The following is a 16,160-nucleotide window of genomic DNA, read 5'->3' as shown; positions in this document are numbered from 1 at the left end:
TCAGGCGAGCGAAACGTCACCGGCGTGAACGACACGTAGGGACCCGTCGGCCAGACGCAAGCGCAATGCTCCGTCCGGGTCAAGCCCAGCAAAGGCACCTGGCAGCAGCCCTTCCTCGTCCAGCGTCACCAAGAGCGGCGTTCCCGGAGGATGAGCATGACGCGTCCAGTCGGCCAGCGTCGAGGCCAGCCCTTCCATGCGCCACTGCGCAAGACGCGCCGCGAAGCGGTCTGCCAGATCGCCGAGAACGGTATGTGCGTCGCTGCGATTTTCAGGGTTTGCCTTGCGGACCGACGTTGTCGCGCGGTCAGCAAGTTCCGGCGCCGTGACGACGTTGACGCCGATCCCGACGATCACATGATCGCCCCTGCGCTCCAGCAGGATGCCGCAGATCTTGGCGCCGCCGACCAGCACGTCGTTCGGCCACTTGAGCTGGCAATCCGCGCCAGCCCCAAGCTGCGAAAGCATGAGGTCGTGCACGGAAAGCGCGGCGACGAAAGCCAGGGTGTGAACCCAGGGGTCATCGGCTCTCAGCGCGACGACGGTGCTGGCGTAGAGATTGCCTTCGGGCGAGGACCATTCCCGGCCGCGGCGGCCGCGTCCGGCGCTCTGTCGCACCGCACGCAGCCAGTAACCTTCCGCCAGCCCCTCGCCGGCGCCCAGGCGCCGAACGAGGTCCGCGTTGGTCGATGCGGTCTCTTCTACGACCTCTATCAAAGGCCGGAGAACAGGGCCGCTGCGGCCGTGTCAGCCAGCCCGCCCAGCCACTTGCTGGCCAGATAGCCCAGCGGCGAGATGAAGATGCAGGCCAGCACGAGGATCAGCTTGTGCCAGACATCGCTCTCGCCCTTCACCACATCGGCCGGTTCGTCGAAATAGACGACCTTGACGACCTTCAGATAGTAGAAGGCGCCAATGACGGAAGCCGCAAAGCCGATGGCCGCAAGAGCGATCATGCCACCGTCGACAGCGGCCTTGAAGACCAGGAACTTGCCCCAGAAGCCGAACATCGGCGGAATACCGGCAAGGCTGAACATGACCATCGCCAGCGCCAGGGCCAGGCCCGGACGGGTGCGCGACAGACCGGCCATCTTGCCGAGATCCTCAACGGGGTTGCCGTCGGCATCCTTGAGCATCAGGATCACAACGAAGCCGCCGACCGACATCGCGACGTAGATCGCGAGGTAGAACAGCATGGCCGAAACGCCCTGCTGGGTTGCCACGGCAAGGCCAACCAGCATGAAGCCGACGTTGTTGATCGAGGAATAGGCCATCAGTCGCTTGATGTTCGACTGGCCGATGGCGCCAAGAGCACCGACGACGATCGAGGCAAGCGCCGCGAAGACCACGATCTGCTGCCAGGCGGCTGCCTGGTCGCCGAAGGCTTCGATGGCAACGCGCATGGTCAGGCCCATTGCGGCGACCTTCGGGGCCGTGGCGAAGAGCGTGGTCACCGGAGTCGGTGCGCCTTCATAGACGTCGGGCGTCCACATGTGGAACGGCACGGCGCTGATCTTGAAGGCAAGACCTGCAAAGACGAACACGATGCCGAACAGCGCGCCGTTCGAGAGGCCCTGCGCCATCGAGGCGCTGATACCGGCGAACGAGGTGGTTCCGGCGAAACCGTAGGTCAGGCTCATGCCGAAGAGCATGATGCCCGAAGCCAGCGCGCCCAGCACGAAGTACTTGAGGCCCGCTTCAGCCGAACGGCCGTCGGTGCGCAGGAAGGCCGCCAGCACATAGGCCGCGAGCGAGTTCATCTCGAGGCCGATGTAGAGCGTCAGCAGGTCGGTGGCCGAAACCATCATGCCCATGCCCAGCGAGGCGAGCAGGACCAGCACCGGATACTCCGCGCGCATCGCCTTGAAGCGGTCGAAGTAGGCCGGGGCTACTACCAATGACACGGCGGCCGAGAGGTAGATCAGGATCTTGGCGTAAGATGCGAAAGCGTCGGCACGGAATTGGCCGAAGAAGGCCGAAGTGTCAGCGCCCATGTGACCGCCGCAAAGCGCGGGGGCAACGAGGACACCGGCGGCGACGAGCGCCGCCACGGCGAGAACGGAGATCAGCTTTGCGGCCTTGTCACCGCCCCAGGCGGCCATCAGGAGCAAGACGAGGCTTGCGATGCTCAGCGTTTCTTCCGGCGCGATCAGGCGCAGCGACTGTGACCAGTCCATCAGTGTGCCCCCTCATGCGCGGCTTCTTCGTGCGCAGGCTTTTCCTTGCCCATGGCCAACTTGGCGTCTCCTTCCGGCTTTGCGCGAGCGAGCCGGGCGTCGAGCGCGGCAATGTCTGCGCGCATCGGAGCGATGAAGCTCTCGGGGTAGACGCCCATCCACAGCACCGCGAGACCGAGCGGGATCACCATCAGGTATTCACGCAAGTCGAGGTCGGCCATGGCGGCGGCATCGGCATTCTTCTGGTCGCCAAAGACGACACGGCGATAGAGGTAGAGCATGTAGGCAGCGCCCAGGATGATACCGGTGGTGCAGATCAGCGCCGTCCAGCTCGAAACCTGGTAGATACCGCCGAGGCTCAGGAATTCGCCGACGAAACCGCTGGTGCCCGGAAGGCCGATCGAGGCCATCGTGAAGAGCAGGAAGAACAGCGCGTAACGCGGCATGTTGATGGCAAGGCCGCCGTAACGGGCGATCTCACGGGTGTGCAGACGGTCGTAGATGATGCCGACGCAGAGGAACAAGGCGCCCGAAACGAGGCCGTGGCTGAGCATGACCAGCATCGAGCCTTCGAGACCCTGCGGATTGAAGGCGAAGAGACCGATGGTCACGATCGCCATATGCGCGACCGACGAATAGGCGATCAGCTTCTTCATGTCGTCCTGCACCAGCGCGATGAGCGAGGTGATGACGACGGCGGCCATCGACAGGCCCCAGACCAGCGGCGCGAAGTAGGCCGAGGCTTCAGGGAACATCGGCAGCGAGAAGCGGATGAAGCCGTAGCCACCCATCTTCAGCAACACGCCCGCCAGGATCACCGAGCCTGCGGTCGGCGCCTGAACGTGCGCCGCCGGAAGCCAGGTGTGGACCGGCCACATCGGCATCTTCACCGCGAAGCTGGCGAAGAAGGCGAGCCAGAGCCAGGTCTGGGCTTGCGGATCGAAGTCGTAAGTCATCAACGTCGGGACGAACGTCGTGCCGGCGGTGTGGACCATCCACAACATCGCCACGAGCATCAGCACCGAGCCGAGCAGCGTATAGAGGAAGAACTTGTACGAGGCGTAGATGCGATCCGCGCCGCCCCAGATGCCGATGATCAGGTACATCGGGATGAGGCCGGCTTCGAAGAACATGTAGAACAGGAAGATATCCTGGGCCGTGAACACGCCGATCATCAGCGTTTCGACGAGCAGGAAGGCCGCCATGTATTCGCCCACGCGCTTCTCGATCGAATTCCAGCTCGCGCCGATGCAGATCGGCATGAGGAAGACGGAAAGCTCGATCAGGAGCAACGCGATACCATCGATGCCAAGGGCGTAGGAGAAGCCGGAGAACAGCTCGTGCCGTTCCTGGAACTGCCACTGCGCGCCGCCGACGTCGAAGTTCATCCAGAGGACGACGCCAAGGGCAAGGTTCGCAAGGGTGGCGAGAAGCGCCACCATGCGTGCCGATTTGGCATCAAGGTAAAGACACGCCAGTGCCGCCGCGAGCGGCACCAGCAACATCAGACTGAGGATCGGAAAACCACTCATCATCTTATCCCGCGATCACCCAGCTGATGGCGCCGACAAGGCCCAGCAGCATGACAAGTGCGTAGCTGTACAGATAGCCCGACTGGACCTTCTGCGCGTAAGTCGAACCCCTGGCGACGACCCAGGCCGCACCGTCGGGACCGAACTTGTCGATCACGCCGATATCCAGGACCTTCCAGAACACCTTGCCGAGCCAGAAAGCCGGACGGACGAAGATGGCGTTGTAAAGCTCGTCGAACATCCACTTGCGGTACACGAAGGTGTAGACCGGCCCGAGCTGTTCGGCGACTGCCTTGGGGAACGAGAGGTTCTTGATGTAGCCGTACCATGCCGTCAGCAGGCCCAGCGCCATCACCGTGAACGGTGCCCACTTCACCCAGGTCGGCACGCCGTGCATGGCGTGGATCAGGTGCTCGTGGAAGACCAGGGCGCCCTTCCAGAATTCGCCGGTCCCCTCGGAGACGAAGGCGTGCTGGAAGACGAAGCCCGCAGCCACGGCGCCGATCGCAAGGACGATCAGCGGCACAAGCATTACCAGCGGGCTCTCGTGCGGATGGTAGCCACCCGTACCGTCGCCATGCGTGTCATAATTCGGTCCGCTCACGCCCAGCGCAGGTGCGGCATGGGCATGGGCATCATGGTGATCCGTGCTCTCGCCCGCATCTTCTTCAGCGGCAGAACCGTGACCGTGTGCGTCATGCGCATGATCGTCGTGACCATGGCCGTGGGCATCGTGAACGGCGTGCTGGATGTGCTCCGACTGGATCCAGCGCGGCTTGCCGAAGAAGGTCAGGAAGACCAGGCGCCACGAATAGAAGCTCGTCATGAGCGCGGCTGCGATACCCATCCAGAAGGCGAAACCGCCCACTGCCGTGCCCGAACCGAAGGCCGCCTCGAGGATTGCATCCTTCGAATAGAAGCCTGCGAAGCCCACGAAGCCCGCGATACCGACGCCGGTGATGGCCAGCGTACCCGCGGTCATCGTCCAGAAGGTGATCGGGATGTGCTTACGCAGCGCGCCGTAGAAACGCATGTCCTGTTCGTGGTGCATCGAGTGGATGACCGACCCTGCCCCCAGGAACAGCAGCGCCTTGAAGAACGCGTGCGTGAACAGGTGGAACATGGCCGCGCCATAAGCGCCGACACCGGTTGCGAAGAACATGTAGCCGAGCTGCGAGCAGGTCGAATAGGCGATGACGCGCTTGATGTCCCACTGCGTGCAGCCGACGGTGGCCGCGAAGAAGCAGGTGCAGGCACCGATGAATGCGATGAAGTGCATCGCCGTCTCGCTGGTTTCGAACAGCGGCGACAGGCGGCAGACCATGAAGACACCGGCGGTGACCATCGTGGCCGCGTGGATCAGCGCCGACACGGGGGTCGGGCCTTCCATCGCGTCCGGAAGCCAGGTGTGCAGGCCGAGCTGCGCCGACTTTCCCATCGCACCGATGAACAGCAGGATGCAGATCACCGTCATCGTGTCGAAGCGGTAGCCGAGGAAGCCGATCGTCGATGCGGCCATGCTGGGCGCGGCGTTCAGGATCTCGGGGATCGAAACGGTGCCGAACACCAGGTAGCAGCCGAAGATGCCGAGCATGAAGCCAAGGTCGCCGACGCGGTTGACCACGAAGGCCTTGATCGCGGCGGCGCCGGCCGAAGGCTTGCGGAACCAGAAGCCGATCAGGAGGTACGAGGCCAGGCCGACGCCTTCCCAACCGAAGAACATCTGCACCAGGTTGTTCGCGGTCACCAGCATGAGCATGGCGAACGTGAACAGCGACAGATAGGCGAAGAAGCGCGGCTGATCCGGCTCCTCGCTCATGTAGCCCCAGGAATAGAGGTGCACGAGCGCAGATACCGAAGTGACGACCACGAGCATGACTGCAGTGAGCGAGTCCACGCGCAGCGACCAGTCCCAGCTCATGGCGCCCGACTGGACCCACTTGAGCACCGGAATGACGCTGGCTTCGGCGCTACCGGTGAGAAAGCCGATGAAAATCGGCCAGCTGAGCGCGCAGGCAATGAACAGCGCGCCGGTCGTCAGGACCTTTGCGGGAACATTGCCCAGCTGTTTGTTGCCCAGCCCGGCGATGATCGCTGCCAGTAACGGCAGGAAGACGATGAATAGGATCGGGTGCAAGGCCTTATCCCTTCATCCGGTTGACGTCGTCGACAGCGATGCTGCCGCGGCCGCGGAAATAGATCACGAGGATTGCGAGCCCCACTGCGGCCTCGCCGGCAGCGACCGTCAGCACGAACATCGCGAAGATCTGACCCGTGAGGTCGTGCAGGGCTGCGCTGAACGCGACGAGGTTGATGTTGACCGCAAGCAGGATCAGTTCGATCGCCATGAGCAGAACGATGACGTTCTTGCGGTTGAGGAAAATGCCGAGGACGCCGAGCACGAAGAGGATCGAGCTCACGACCACGTAATGTTCGACGCCGATCACAGCGAAACCCCCTTGCCGACTTCGGGCTTGACGTTGACGGTCGCCTCATCGGGACGACGCGCGATCTGCTTGCTGACCTTCTGGCCGCGCGTATCGCCGCGCTGACGGTGAGTCAGGACGATGGCACCAACCATCGCGACGAGCAGGATCAGGCCGGCCGCCTCGAACAGGAACAAGTAGCGGCTGTAGAGCAGTCCGCCGATCGCCTCGATATTGGAAGCGCCTGCCGGCGTTACCGCCGTGCCGTCCGGCGTACCGAGGTTCAGCGCGCCGGCCTTGTAGGCGCCAAGGCCCAGCACCATCTCGGCCAGGAGCACGATGGCGACCAGCATGCCCAACGGGAAGTTCTTGACGAAGCCCGCGCGCAGCTCGGCGAAGTCGATGTCGAGCATCATGACGACGAAGAGGAACAGCACCGCGACCGCGCCGACGTAGACGATGATCAGCAGCATGGCGATGAACTCGGCGCCGGTGAGCATCATGAGCCCGGCGGCGTTGAAGAACGCCAGGATCAGGAACAGCACCGAATGCACCGGGTTACGGGACAGGATGGTCGCGGCCGCCGAAGCGATCGTGAGTACTGCGAAGAGGTAGAAGGCTAAAGTCTGGATCATGTCCGCGGCCCCCTATCGGTACGGTGCGTCGGCTTCAAGGTTCGCGGCGATAGCACGCTCCCACTTGTCCCCGTTCGCCAGTAGCTTGGCCTTGTCGTAGAGCAGTTCTTCGCGCGTTTCGGTCGCATATTCGAAGTTCGGCCCCTCGACGATGGCATCGACCGGGCAGGCTTCCTGGCAGAAACCGCAGTAGATGCACTTCGTCATGTCGATGTCATAGCGCGTGGTGCGGCGCGAACCGTCGACACGCGGTGCGGCCTCGATCGTGATCGCCTGCGCCGGGCAGATCGCTTCGCAAAGCTTGCAGGCGATGCAGCGTTCCTCGCCGTTGGGATAACGACGAAGGGCGTGCTCGCCGCGGAAGCGGGGCGAAAGCGGGTTCTTCTCGAAGGGGTAGTTGATCGTCGCCTTGGGCTTGAAGAAGTACTTCAAGGTCAGCCAATGCGCCTTCACGAACTCCCAGAGCGTGAAGCTCTTTATGAGTTGTCCGACGGTCATGCGAAGTGTCCGGTAGCCATGAGGTAGCCGCTGACGATTACGACGAACAGCAGCGATACGGGCAGGAAGACCTTCCAGCCCAGACGCATCAACTGGTCATAGCGGTACCGGGGAACGGTGGCCTTGATCCAGCTGAACACGAAGAAGAAGAAGAAGACCTTGAGCAGGAACCAAACGAAGCCCGGCACGAGGTACAGAACGGGAATGTCGAGCGGCGGCAGCCATCCGCCCCAGAACAGCGTCGCGTTGAGCGCGCACATCAGGAGCACGTTGGCATATTCGCCCAGCCAGTAGGCAGCGAAAGCCATCGACGAATATTCGGTCTGGTAGCCGGCAACGAGTTCCGATTCCGCTTCGGCAAGGTCGAAGGGGGCGCGCTGGGTTTCCGCAAGGCTCGAGATAAGGAACATCACCCACATCGGGAACAGCAGCGGGTTCGCGACGAAGCCGTTGATGATGCCGAAGACGTGGCCCTTCTGCGCCCAGACGATGTCGTTCATGTTGAACGTGCCCGCCCAGAGAACGACGCAGATCAGGATGAAGCCGATCGAGACTTCATAGGAAATCATCTGCGCCGAAGCGCGCATGGCCGAGAAGAACGGGTACTTCGAGTTCGAAGCCCAGCCCGCCATGATCGTACCGTAGACACCCAGCGAGCTGATCGCGAGGATGTAGAGCAGGCCGATGTTGATGTTGGCCAGGATCGCGCCCGAGTTGAACGGGATCACCGCCCAGGAGAGCAGCGCCAGCGTGAAAGTCACGATCGGCGCGATCAGGAACAGGCCCTTGTTCGCAGCCGAAGGAACGATGGTTTCCTGAAGGAAGACCTTCAAACCGTCCGCGAAGGACTGGAGCAGACCGAACGGGCCGACCACGTTGGGACCGCGGCGCAGCGCCATGGCAGCCCAGATCTTGCGGTCGACATAGATGATCATGGCGACGGCCAGCATCAGCGGCAGCGCGATGAGCAGGATGCCGCAGACGGTGGACACGAACCATGCCCACTCGAAGCTCATCCCGAGATTCTGGAAGAATGCGGTCATTCCGCGGCCTCCGCCAGGTCTTCACCGTGGAGCAGTTCGGCCGAGCAACGCTGCATGACCGCGCTCGCGCGGGCGATCGGGTTGGTCATGTAGAAGTCCTTGATCGGATAGGCGATCTGGCCGGCAGCGGAACCGCCACCGTTCGGCAGAACGCTCCCGTAGTCAGCAAGACCCTCGCTGCCAAGTGCAGGAACTTCCGCGATCATTGCGTTGCGCAGTTGATCGAAGCTGTCGAACCCGACCGAGACGCCGAAAGCGTCGGCAAGGGCGCGCAGGATGGTCCAGTCTTCCCGGGCGTCGCCCGGCGCGAACACGCCCTTGTCGGCCCACTGCACCCGGCCCTCGGTATTGACGTAAGTGCCTGCCTTCTCGGTGTAGGCCGAGGCCGGCAGGATCACGTCGGCCGCGTGGGCGCCCTTGTCGCCGTGGTGACCGATATAGACGATCATCGAACCGGCGAACTGGGTGAAGTCCACTTCATCGGCGCCGAGCGCGATCAGGACCTTGGGCTTGGCGGCGACGAGGTCGGCGATGCCGCCCTTCTGCGCGTAGCCGAGCATCAGGCCGCCCATGCGCGAGGCCGCCATGTGGAGGACGTTGAAGCCGTTCCACTTGGTGCCGTCTTCGAGATCACGAACGAGGTTGAACTGGCCTGCCAGCGCAAGACCGGCTTCCAGACCGCCGCGGCCGAGCGCCGCACCGCCGAGGATGACTGCCGGACGCTTGGCGTTCGACAGGGCATCGACGACGTTCTGCGGCAGATTGCCGAGAACCGAGAGGTCTTCGCCCAGGAACTGGCCACCGAACGTGGTTTCCCACTCGGGACCGACCAGGAACACCTTGGCGCCGCGCTTCACCGCCTTGCGCAGGCGAACGTTGAGCAGCGGGGCTTCCCAACGCACGTTGCTGCCGGCGATCAGGATCGCGTCCGCCGTCTCGATGCCCGAGAAGGTGGAGTTGAAATTGACGGCGGCCAGGCTGCCCGTCGCATAGTCCATCCCGGTCTGGCGACCTTCGATGAGCGTCGAACCGAGCGCGCCGACCAGCTTCTTGGCGGCGAACATCGTTTCGCAATCGACCATGTCGCCAGCGACGGCGGCGATCGAGTTGCCCGGGTTCAACGTGGCGATGGCGGCAAACGCCTCGTTCCAGCTGACCGCGACGAGCTTGCCGTCACGGCGCAGGAACGGCTTGTCGAGACGGCGCTTTGTAAGCCCGTCGACCATGTAGCGCGCCTTGTCGCTGATCCATTCCTCGTTGACGTCGTCGTTGTTACGAGGAAGCACACGCAGCACTTCGCGGCCGCGCGCATCGATACGGATGTTGGCGCCAGTGGCGTCAGACACGTCGATGCCCAGCGTCTTCTTGAGCTCCCAGGGACGAGCTTCGAAAGCGTAGGGACGCGAGGTGAGCGCACCGACCGGGCAGAGGTCGATCACATTGGCCGACATCTCGTGCTTTGCAGCATGTTCGAGATAAGTGGTGATCTGCATGTTCTCGCCGCGATAGAGCGCGCCGATCTCGTCCACGCCGGCGATCTCTTCCGAGAAACGCACGCAGCGGGTGCAGTGAATGCAGCGCGTCATCTGGGTCTTGATGAGCGGGCCCATGTACTTTTCGGTGACGGCGCGCTTGTTCTCGTCATAGCGCGAAGCCCCGCGACCGTAGGCCACCGACTGGTCCTGAAGGTCGCACTCGCCACCCTGATCGCAGATCGGGCAGTCGAGCGGGTGGTTGATGAGGAGGAACTCCATCACCCCTTCCCGCGCCTTCTTGACCATTTCGGAGTCCGTGCGGATCTCCTGGCCTTCGGTGGCCGGAAGCGCGCACGAAGCCTGGGGCTTGGGCGGTCCGGGCTTCACTTCGACCAGGCACATGCGGCAATTGCCGGCGATGCTCAGGCGTTCGTGATAGCAGAAGCGCGGGATTTCCTTGCCGGCAAGCTCGCAGGCCTGCAGCACGGTTGCGCCGTTGGGGACGTCGATCTCGACGCCATCGACTTTGACCTTGGGCATTACTCGGCAGCCTCGCGGACGTTATCGGCGATCCGGCGCTCAAGCTCCGGACGGAAGTGCTTGATCAGGCCCTGGATCGGCCATGCGGCCGCATCGCCCAGGGCGCAGATGGTGTGGCCTTCGACCTGCTTGGTCACCTGCTGCAGCATGTCGATCTCCTCGACTTCAGCATCACCGGTGCGCAGGCGCTCCATCACGCGCCACATCCAGCCCGTGCCTTCGCGGCAAGGGGTGCACTGGCCGCAGGACTCGTGCTTGTAGAAGTACGAGATGCGGCTGATGGCGCGGACGATGTCGGTGGACTTGTCCATGACGATGACGGCCGCGGTGCCGAGGCCCGAGCCGACCGCCTTCAGACCGTCGAAGTCCATCGGCGCGTCCCAGATGTCGGCAGCCGGAACCAGCGGAACCGACGAACCGCCGGGGATCACCGCCAGCAGGTTGTCCTTGCCGCCGCGAATGCCGCCGCAGTGACGTTCGATCAGCTCGCTGAACGGGATCGACATCTCTTCCTCGACCACGCAGGGACGGTTCACGTGCCCGCTGATCTGGAAGAGCTTGGTGCCCTTGTTGTTCTCACGGCCGAAGCTGGAGAACCACGCCGCACCGCGACGCAGGATGGTCGGGGCGACGGCGATGGATTCGACGTTGTTGACCGTGGTCGGGCAGCCATAGAGACCTGCACCTGCCGGGAACGGCGGCTTCAGGCGAGGCTGGCCCTTCTTGCCTTCGAGGCTCTCGATCATCGCGGTTTCTTCGCCGCAGATGTAGGCGCCGGCGCCGCGATGGACGAAGACGTCGAAATCGTAGCCCGAACCGCAGGCGTTTTTACCCAGCAGACCGGCCGCGTAAGCCTCTTCACGCGCCGCGAACAGGGTCTCTGCTTCGCGGATATATTCGCCGCGAATGTAGATGTAGGCCGCGCGCGCACCCATGGCGAAGCCCGCGACGAGCGCGCCTTCGAACAGCAGGTGCGGATCGTGCCGCATGATCTCGCGATCCTTGCACGAACCCGGTTCGGATTCGTCTGCGTTGATCACGAGGAAGCTGGGCTTCGGGTTGCCGGCCTGGTCGAGCGGCGGCTGCTTGGGCATGAAGGACCACTTCATGCCAGTCGGGAAGCCAGCACCGCCGCGACCGCGCAGGCCCGAAGCCTTCATCTCGTCGATGATAGCATCACGGCCGCGTTCGATCAGCGCCTTGGTGTTGTCCCAGGCGCCGCGCGCCTGCGCTTCCTTCAGGTTCCACGGCTGATAGCCGTAGAGGTTGGTGAAGATGCGGTCCTTGTCGGCGAGAGCCATTACCACTCACTCCGATAGTCATGATTGGACGTAGTCATCGCGGCCAGATTGGTCGGCTCGCCCACCGGTTCCACCGTGTGACGGGCGGGATCCTGGGTGCCGGCCTTTGGCGTTTCACCACGCACCAGAGCATCGAGAACCGCGTTCAGGCGGTCCGACGTCAGGTCTTCGTAGTTGTCGTCGTTGATCTGGACCATCGGTGCCGAGGCGCAGTTGCCCATGCACTCGACCTCGGTGAACGACCACATGCCGTCCTCCGAAATGTGGCCCTTCTTCATCCCGCGCGACTTGCAGGTGGCCAGCAGATCGTCCGACCCGCGCAGCATGCAAGGCGTGGTGCCGCAGACCTGGACGTGGAAACGGCCGATCGGCGCGATGTTGTACATGGTGTAGAACGACGCGACCTCGACCACGCGGATGACCGGCATGTCGAGATAGGCGGCGATATATTCCATCACCGGGATCGGCAACCAGCCCTGCGTGTTCAGCTCGGCGCCGACCTGGCGCTGGGCGAGGTCGAGCAACGGCATCACCGCCGAGCGCTGGCGCCCTTCGGGATAGCGGGACACGACATCCTTCGCCTTTTCGGCGTTCTCGGCGGTCCAGGTGAAATTGCCCCAACGGGCCCGAAGTTCGGGCGAGTCGGGTTCGATATAGCGGTCAGCCATGCTTACCCCTGCGCTTCAGCCACTGGTCCTGGCCGAAAAGAAACAATTCGAAACCGCCGATCGCGGTCACCAGCATCGGCAGCAGCGCCGTAGGCTGGAGGTCGAGATAGACGGCGGCAAAGTACCACAGCGCCAGCGAAACGCCGGTCACCGCGGCCCAGATGCGGGTCAATTCGAGCGTGTTGAACTTCATCGAACGAGCTCCCTCACCGGATGAATTCTACGCGCGAGCACTTGTCGCCCTCGAAGCTGTAGACAGCGAGGACATCGAAAGGCTCGACGAGATCGGAACCGTCCGTGGCCGGCCCGCGCGTGACGTGCTCGCGAAGGACGACGTAGTTGTCGGTCTCTTCGCGCGAAACGATCTCGGCCCGGTTTTCCGGCCACTTGGCGAAAGCCGTCTTGAGACCCGAGCGCGTACCTTCCCTGCCCTCACGAACGACTGCGCCGCGATAGTTCGCTTCGCAGGCTTCGTCGGTCATGTAGGTCACGTAGAGATCGGCGTCCTGCGCATTGTAGGCGGCGATCATGGCCTCTGCGATGGCGAGACGGCTCAACGGTCGCACTCCCCGAACACGACGTCGATGGCGCCGAGAATGGCGGTCGCGTCAGGCAGCATGTGACCCTTCGACATGAAGTCCATCGCCTGGAGGTGCGAGAAGGCGGTGGGGCGGATCTTGCAGCGGTACGGCTTGTTGGAGCCGTCCGACACGAGATAGACGCCGAATTCACCCTTCGGGCTTTCCGTGGCGACATAGACTTCACCGGCAGGCACATGGAAGCCTTCGGTGTAGAGCTTGAAGTGATGGATCAGCGATTCCATCGACTGCTTCATCTCGCCGCGCTTGGGCGGAACGACCTTGCGGTCATCGGAAGCGATCGGGCCTTCCGGCATCTCTGCCAGGCACTGCTTCATGATGCGAGCCGACTGGCGCACTTCCTCGACGCGGACCATGAAGCGGTCGTAGCAGTCCGAGTTGGTGCCGACAGGGATCTCGAAGTCCATGCGGTCATAGACATCGTAAGGCTGCGCCTTGCGGATATCCCAGGGAATGCCCGCGCCGCGGATCATCGGGCCGGAGAAGCCCCAGGCCAGCGCGTCTTCCTTGCTCACCAGCGCGATGTCGACATTGCGTTGCTTGAAGATGCGGTTGTCGACCACGAGGCTCATCGCGTCCTCGAACAGCGTCGGCAGGCGCGTGTCGAGCCAGTCGGCGATGTCGGTCAGCAGCTTGAGCGGCACGTCCTGGTGGACGCCGCCGGGGCGGAACCAGGCCGAGTGCATGCGGGCGCCCGATGCGCGTTCGAAGAAGTTGAGGCAGTCCTCGCGAATTTCGAACAGCCACAGGTTCGGGGTCATCGCACCCACGTCCATGACGTGCGAGCCGATGTTGAGCATGTGGTTGCAGATGCGGGTCAGCTCGGCGAACAGCACGCGCAGATACTGCGCGCGGATCGGCACTTCGAGGTTGAGCATCTTCTCGATCGCCAGGACATAGGAATGTTCCATGGCCAGCGGCGAGCAATAGTCCAGGCGGTCGAAATACGGCAGCGCCTGGAGGTAGGTCTTGTGCTCGATCAGCTTCTCGGTGCCGCGGTGCAGCAGGCCGACGTGCGGATCGATGCGCTCGATGATCTCGCCATCGAGTTCCATGACCATGCGCAGAACGCCGTGGGCCGCAGGGTGCTGCGGACCGAAGTTGATCGTGTAGTTGGTGATGACTTCATCGCCGGTGGTCGGCGACTGCTCGAGCTGGATGCTCACTTGTCGTCTCCCTTTTCGGACTTGTCGCCGGACGGCTGAGCGGCCTTGTCGTTCGCCTTGTCACCGGCGCCGGTATCGGCCTTCTTCTCGGTCGTCTTCGGTTCGGCCACGGGCGGCGGAGCCGGCTGCTGGGCAACCTTCTCGTCGCCGGGAAGCACGTATTCCGCGCCTTCCCAGGGGCTCATGAAGTCGAACTGGCGCAAGTCCTGGGCCAGCTTGACGGGCTCATAGACGACGCGCTTGTCCTCTTCGGAATAGCGCAGTTCGACATAGCCGGTCAGCGGGAAGTCCTTGCGGAACGGGTGGCCTTCGAAACCGTAGTCGGTCAGGATGCGGCGCAGGTCCGGGTTGCCGGCGAAGATCACACCGTACATGTCGAACACTTCGCGCTCGAGCCAGCCCGCGTTGGGCCACAGCGTGGTCACGGTCGGCACTGGCGTGTTCTCGGCAGCCGAAACCTTCACCATGATGCGATGGTTCTTCGTCACCGAAAGCAGCATGTAGACGACTTCGAAACGCTCGGCCCGCGACGGATAGTCGACGCCGGCCATTTCCATCAGCTGCTGGTATTCGTGATGGTCACGCAGCAGGCGAAGAACGTTCTCGATCTGGTCGCGTGCAACGGTGAGCACGACTTCGCCGTGCTCTTCCTTGGCAGCAACGACCACGTCACCGAGCGCGGCCGAAAGAGCCTCGATCACGCCGTCGTTCGAGGCGAACTTGGGGGCGGAATGCAGAACGGTCATCGTGCCCTTACCTCTCGAGCGTGCCGGCGCGGCGGATCTTGCGCTGCAACTGCATCACGCCGTAGAGCAGCGCCTCCGCGGTCGGAGGGCAGCCCGGCACGTAGATGTCGACCGGAACGATGCGGTCGCAGCCGCGCACGACGCTGTAGCTATAGTGATAGTAGCCGCCGCCGTTGGCGCACGAGCCCATCGAGATGACGTACTTCGGGTCCGACATCTGGTCGTAGACCTTGCGGAGTGCCGGGGCCATCTTGTTGCACAGCGTGCCGGCCACGATCATCACGTCCGACTGGCGCGGGGAAGCGCGCGGCGCGGCGCCGAAGCGCTCCATGTCGTAGCGGGGCATGTTGACGTGGATCATCTCGACCGCGCAGCAGGCGAGGCCGAAGGTCATCCACCACAGCGAGCCGGTACGGGCCCACTGGAAGAGTTCCTCGGTCGAAGTGACGAGGAAGCCCTTGTCGGACACTTCCTGGTTGAGGTCCTTAAAAAAGGACTGATCGGGCGGCGTGATCGCGCCACCCTGGCTAGCGGCCGGAGCGAGAGGCTGACCGGCGGAATTGACGAGCGTGCTCATTCCCAGTCCAGAGCTCCCTTCTTCCATGCGTAGGCGAGGCCGATGGCCAGTTCGCCGAGGAACACCATCATCGTCAGCCATCCAGCCCAACCGGTCATCTTCAGCGAGACGGCCCAGGGGAACAGGAAAGCGGCTTCAAGGTCGAAGACGATGAAAAGGATCGCCACGAGATAGAAGCGGACGTCGAACTGGCTGCGCGGATCTTCGAAAGCGGGGAAGCCGCATTCGTACTCGCTGTTCTTGTCGGCGCTCGGGTTGTGGGTGCCGGTCAGACGGGCGACACCCATCGGCAGCAGCACGATCACCGACGAAAGCGCGAGTGCAATCGCGAGAAAGATCAGGATCGGCAGGTATTGTGACAGATCAGTCAATGGTTCTGGCCTCATACCGGATACGGCAGCCGGACTCATGCCAAAAGCAGTGCCCGGTCGTTGCGGGCGCTCTTAGGCCAGCCCCTCCCCCTCTGCAAGGTGTCCGAAGGGAATAAATGGCTGAACTCTGCGGTGTTGCAAGTCGTTCGCAACAAGCACTGGAGGCGACATGCTTCGTTACCGTGCCGCATCACGGCGAAACCCGCAGAAGCCGCGAGATTGGCCAATTTCAATGGCAAAGCCCCCCTTGGAGGCACCCATGCAAGTTTCTGCATCGGACTTGCGAAAATCGGCGCAATGGATGACCCCGAACCGCCACAGGGATGAAGCATGATCGTGCTTGTTCGGGCGGACTCGCCAATTGCAATTGGTGCAGTGCAACACTACGTCGTCTTCAAGGATACCT

The 16,160-nt window shown here is 63.1% G+C and carries 17 protein-coding genes; all 17 read right to left on the bottom strand.

From position 1 onward, the window contains the following. Genes AC1VV3_RS01865 through AC1VV3_RS01785 form a run of 17 tightly spaced genes read right to left on the bottom strand, consistent with a single transcriptional unit; the run spans position 1 to position 15,754 of the window. Positions 1 to 717, bottom strand: coding sequence for a biotin--[acetyl-CoA-carboxylase] ligase (locus AC1VV3_RS01865; protein WP_431566606.1), 717 nt, complete (start codon positions 715 to 717; stop codon positions 1 to 3). Further along, entirely contained in the window at positions 714 to 2,177 is a 1,464-nt protein-coding gene (nuoN, locus tag AC1VV3_RS01860; RefSeq protein ID WP_134092833.1) for an NADH-quinone oxidoreductase subunit NuoN, read from the bottom strand. The genes AC1VV3_RS01865 and nuoN overlap by 4 nt, the downstream gene beginning before the upstream one ends. Continuing rightward, entirely contained in the window at positions 2,177 to 3,709 is a 1,533-nt protein-coding gene (locus AC1VV3_RS01855; RefSeq protein ID WP_132262580.1) for an NADH-quinone oxidoreductase subunit M, read from the bottom strand. Before AC1VV3_RS01855 ends, nuoN begins: the two co-directional genes overlap by 1 nt. A 4-nt stretch (positions 3,710 to 3,713) precedes the next feature. Next, complete coding sequence (gene nuoL, locus AC1VV3_RS01850) at positions 3,714 to 5,846, bottom strand: NADH-quinone oxidoreductase subunit L (protein WP_431566605.1); 2,133 nt, start codon at positions 5,844 to 5,846, stop codon at positions 3,714 to 3,716. Positions 5,847 to 5,850: 4 nt separating this feature from the next. Continuing rightward, positions 5,851 to 6,156, bottom strand: coding sequence for an NADH-quinone oxidoreductase subunit NuoK (nuoK, locus tag AC1VV3_RS01845; protein ID WP_132262577.1), 306 nt, complete (start codon positions 6,154 to 6,156; stop codon positions 5,851 to 5,853). Then, on the bottom strand, positions 6,153 to 6,770 hold the full coding sequence (locus AC1VV3_RS01840) for an NADH-quinone oxidoreductase subunit J (RefSeq protein ID WP_132262575.1): 618 nt from the start codon (positions 6,768 to 6,770) through the stop codon (positions 6,153 to 6,155). The genes nuoK and AC1VV3_RS01840 overlap by 4 nt, the downstream gene beginning before the upstream one ends. A 12-nt stretch (positions 6,771 to 6,782) precedes the next feature. Further along, positions 6,783 to 7,268, bottom strand: coding sequence for an NADH-quinone oxidoreductase subunit NuoI (nuoI, locus tag AC1VV3_RS01835; RefSeq protein ID WP_132262574.1), 486 nt, complete (start codon positions 7,266 to 7,268; stop codon positions 6,783 to 6,785). After that, positions 7,265 to 8,311 carry an NADH-quinone oxidoreductase subunit NuoH gene (nuoH, locus tag AC1VV3_RS01830; RefSeq protein WP_132262572.1) on the bottom strand — a complete coding sequence of 349 codons (1,047 nt, stop codon included), beginning with the start codon at positions 8,309 to 8,311 and terminating at the stop codon, positions 7,265 to 7,267. Before nuoH ends, nuoI begins: the two co-directional genes overlap by 4 nt. Beyond that, positions 8,308 to 10,326 carry an NADH-quinone oxidoreductase subunit NuoG gene (nuoG, locus tag AC1VV3_RS01825; RefSeq protein WP_134092829.1) on the bottom strand — a complete coding sequence of 673 codons (2,019 nt, stop codon included), beginning with the start codon at positions 10,324 to 10,326 and terminating at the stop codon, positions 8,308 to 8,310. The genes nuoH and nuoG overlap by 4 nt, the downstream gene beginning before the upstream one ends. Next, entirely contained in the window at positions 10,326 to 11,627 is a 1,302-nt protein-coding gene (gene nuoF, locus AC1VV3_RS01820; protein WP_134092828.1) for an NADH-quinone oxidoreductase subunit NuoF, read from the bottom strand. The genes nuoG and nuoF overlap by 1 nt, the downstream gene beginning before the upstream one ends. Further along, positions 11,627 to 12,295: a complex I 24 kDa subunit family protein gene (locus AC1VV3_RS01815; protein WP_431566604.1), complete on the bottom strand. Its 669-nt coding sequence runs from the start codon at positions 12,293 to 12,295 to the stop codon at positions 11,627 to 11,629. Before AC1VV3_RS01815 ends, nuoF begins: the two co-directional genes overlap by 1 nt. Beyond that, the gene (locus AC1VV3_RS01810) at positions 12,288 to 12,488 is read right to left on the bottom strand and encodes a hypothetical protein (protein WP_132262565.1); all 201 of its coding nucleotides are present in this window, start codon (positions 12,486 to 12,488) and stop codon (positions 12,288 to 12,290) included. Before AC1VV3_RS01810 ends, AC1VV3_RS01815 begins: the two co-directional genes overlap by 8 nt. A gap of 13 nt (positions 12,489 to 12,501) precedes the next feature. Further along, a complete protein-coding gene (locus AC1VV3_RS01805; protein WP_431566603.1) occupies positions 12,502 to 12,852 on the bottom strand; it encodes a nuclear transport factor 2 family protein in 351 nt (116 codons plus the stop codon). After that, positions 12,849 to 14,060, bottom strand: a complete 1,212-nt coding sequence (locus tag AC1VV3_RS01800) for an NADH-quinone oxidoreductase subunit D (RefSeq protein WP_132262562.1) — start codon at positions 14,058 to 14,060, stop codon at positions 12,849 to 12,851. The genes AC1VV3_RS01805 and AC1VV3_RS01800 overlap by 4 nt, the downstream gene beginning before the upstream one ends. Continuing rightward, positions 14,057 to 14,806 carry an NADH-quinone oxidoreductase subunit C gene (locus AC1VV3_RS01795; RefSeq protein ID WP_431566602.1) on the bottom strand — a complete coding sequence of 250 codons (750 nt, stop codon included), beginning with the start codon at positions 14,804 to 14,806 and terminating at the stop codon, positions 14,057 to 14,059. The genes AC1VV3_RS01800 and AC1VV3_RS01795 overlap by 4 nt, the downstream gene beginning before the upstream one ends. A 7-nt stretch (positions 14,807 to 14,813) precedes the next feature. Then, the gene (locus AC1VV3_RS01790) at positions 14,814 to 15,383 is read right to left on the bottom strand and encodes a NuoB/complex I 20 kDa subunit family protein (protein WP_132262559.1); all 570 of its coding nucleotides are present in this window, start codon (positions 15,381 to 15,383) and stop codon (positions 14,814 to 14,816) included. After that, positions 15,380 to 15,754 carry an NADH-quinone oxidoreductase subunit A gene (locus AC1VV3_RS01785; RefSeq protein WP_132262557.1) on the bottom strand — a complete coding sequence of 125 codons (375 nt, stop codon included), beginning with the start codon at positions 15,752 to 15,754 and terminating at the stop codon, positions 15,380 to 15,382. The genes AC1VV3_RS01790 and AC1VV3_RS01785 overlap by 4 nt, the downstream gene beginning before the upstream one ends. Positions 15,755 to 16,160 lie beyond the last annotated feature (406 nt).

Source organism: Novosphingobium sp. BL-S-34, assembly GCF_056857015.1.
Note: the sequence above shows the minus strand (reverse complement) of the source record. Positions and strands in the feature narration are given on the sequence as shown.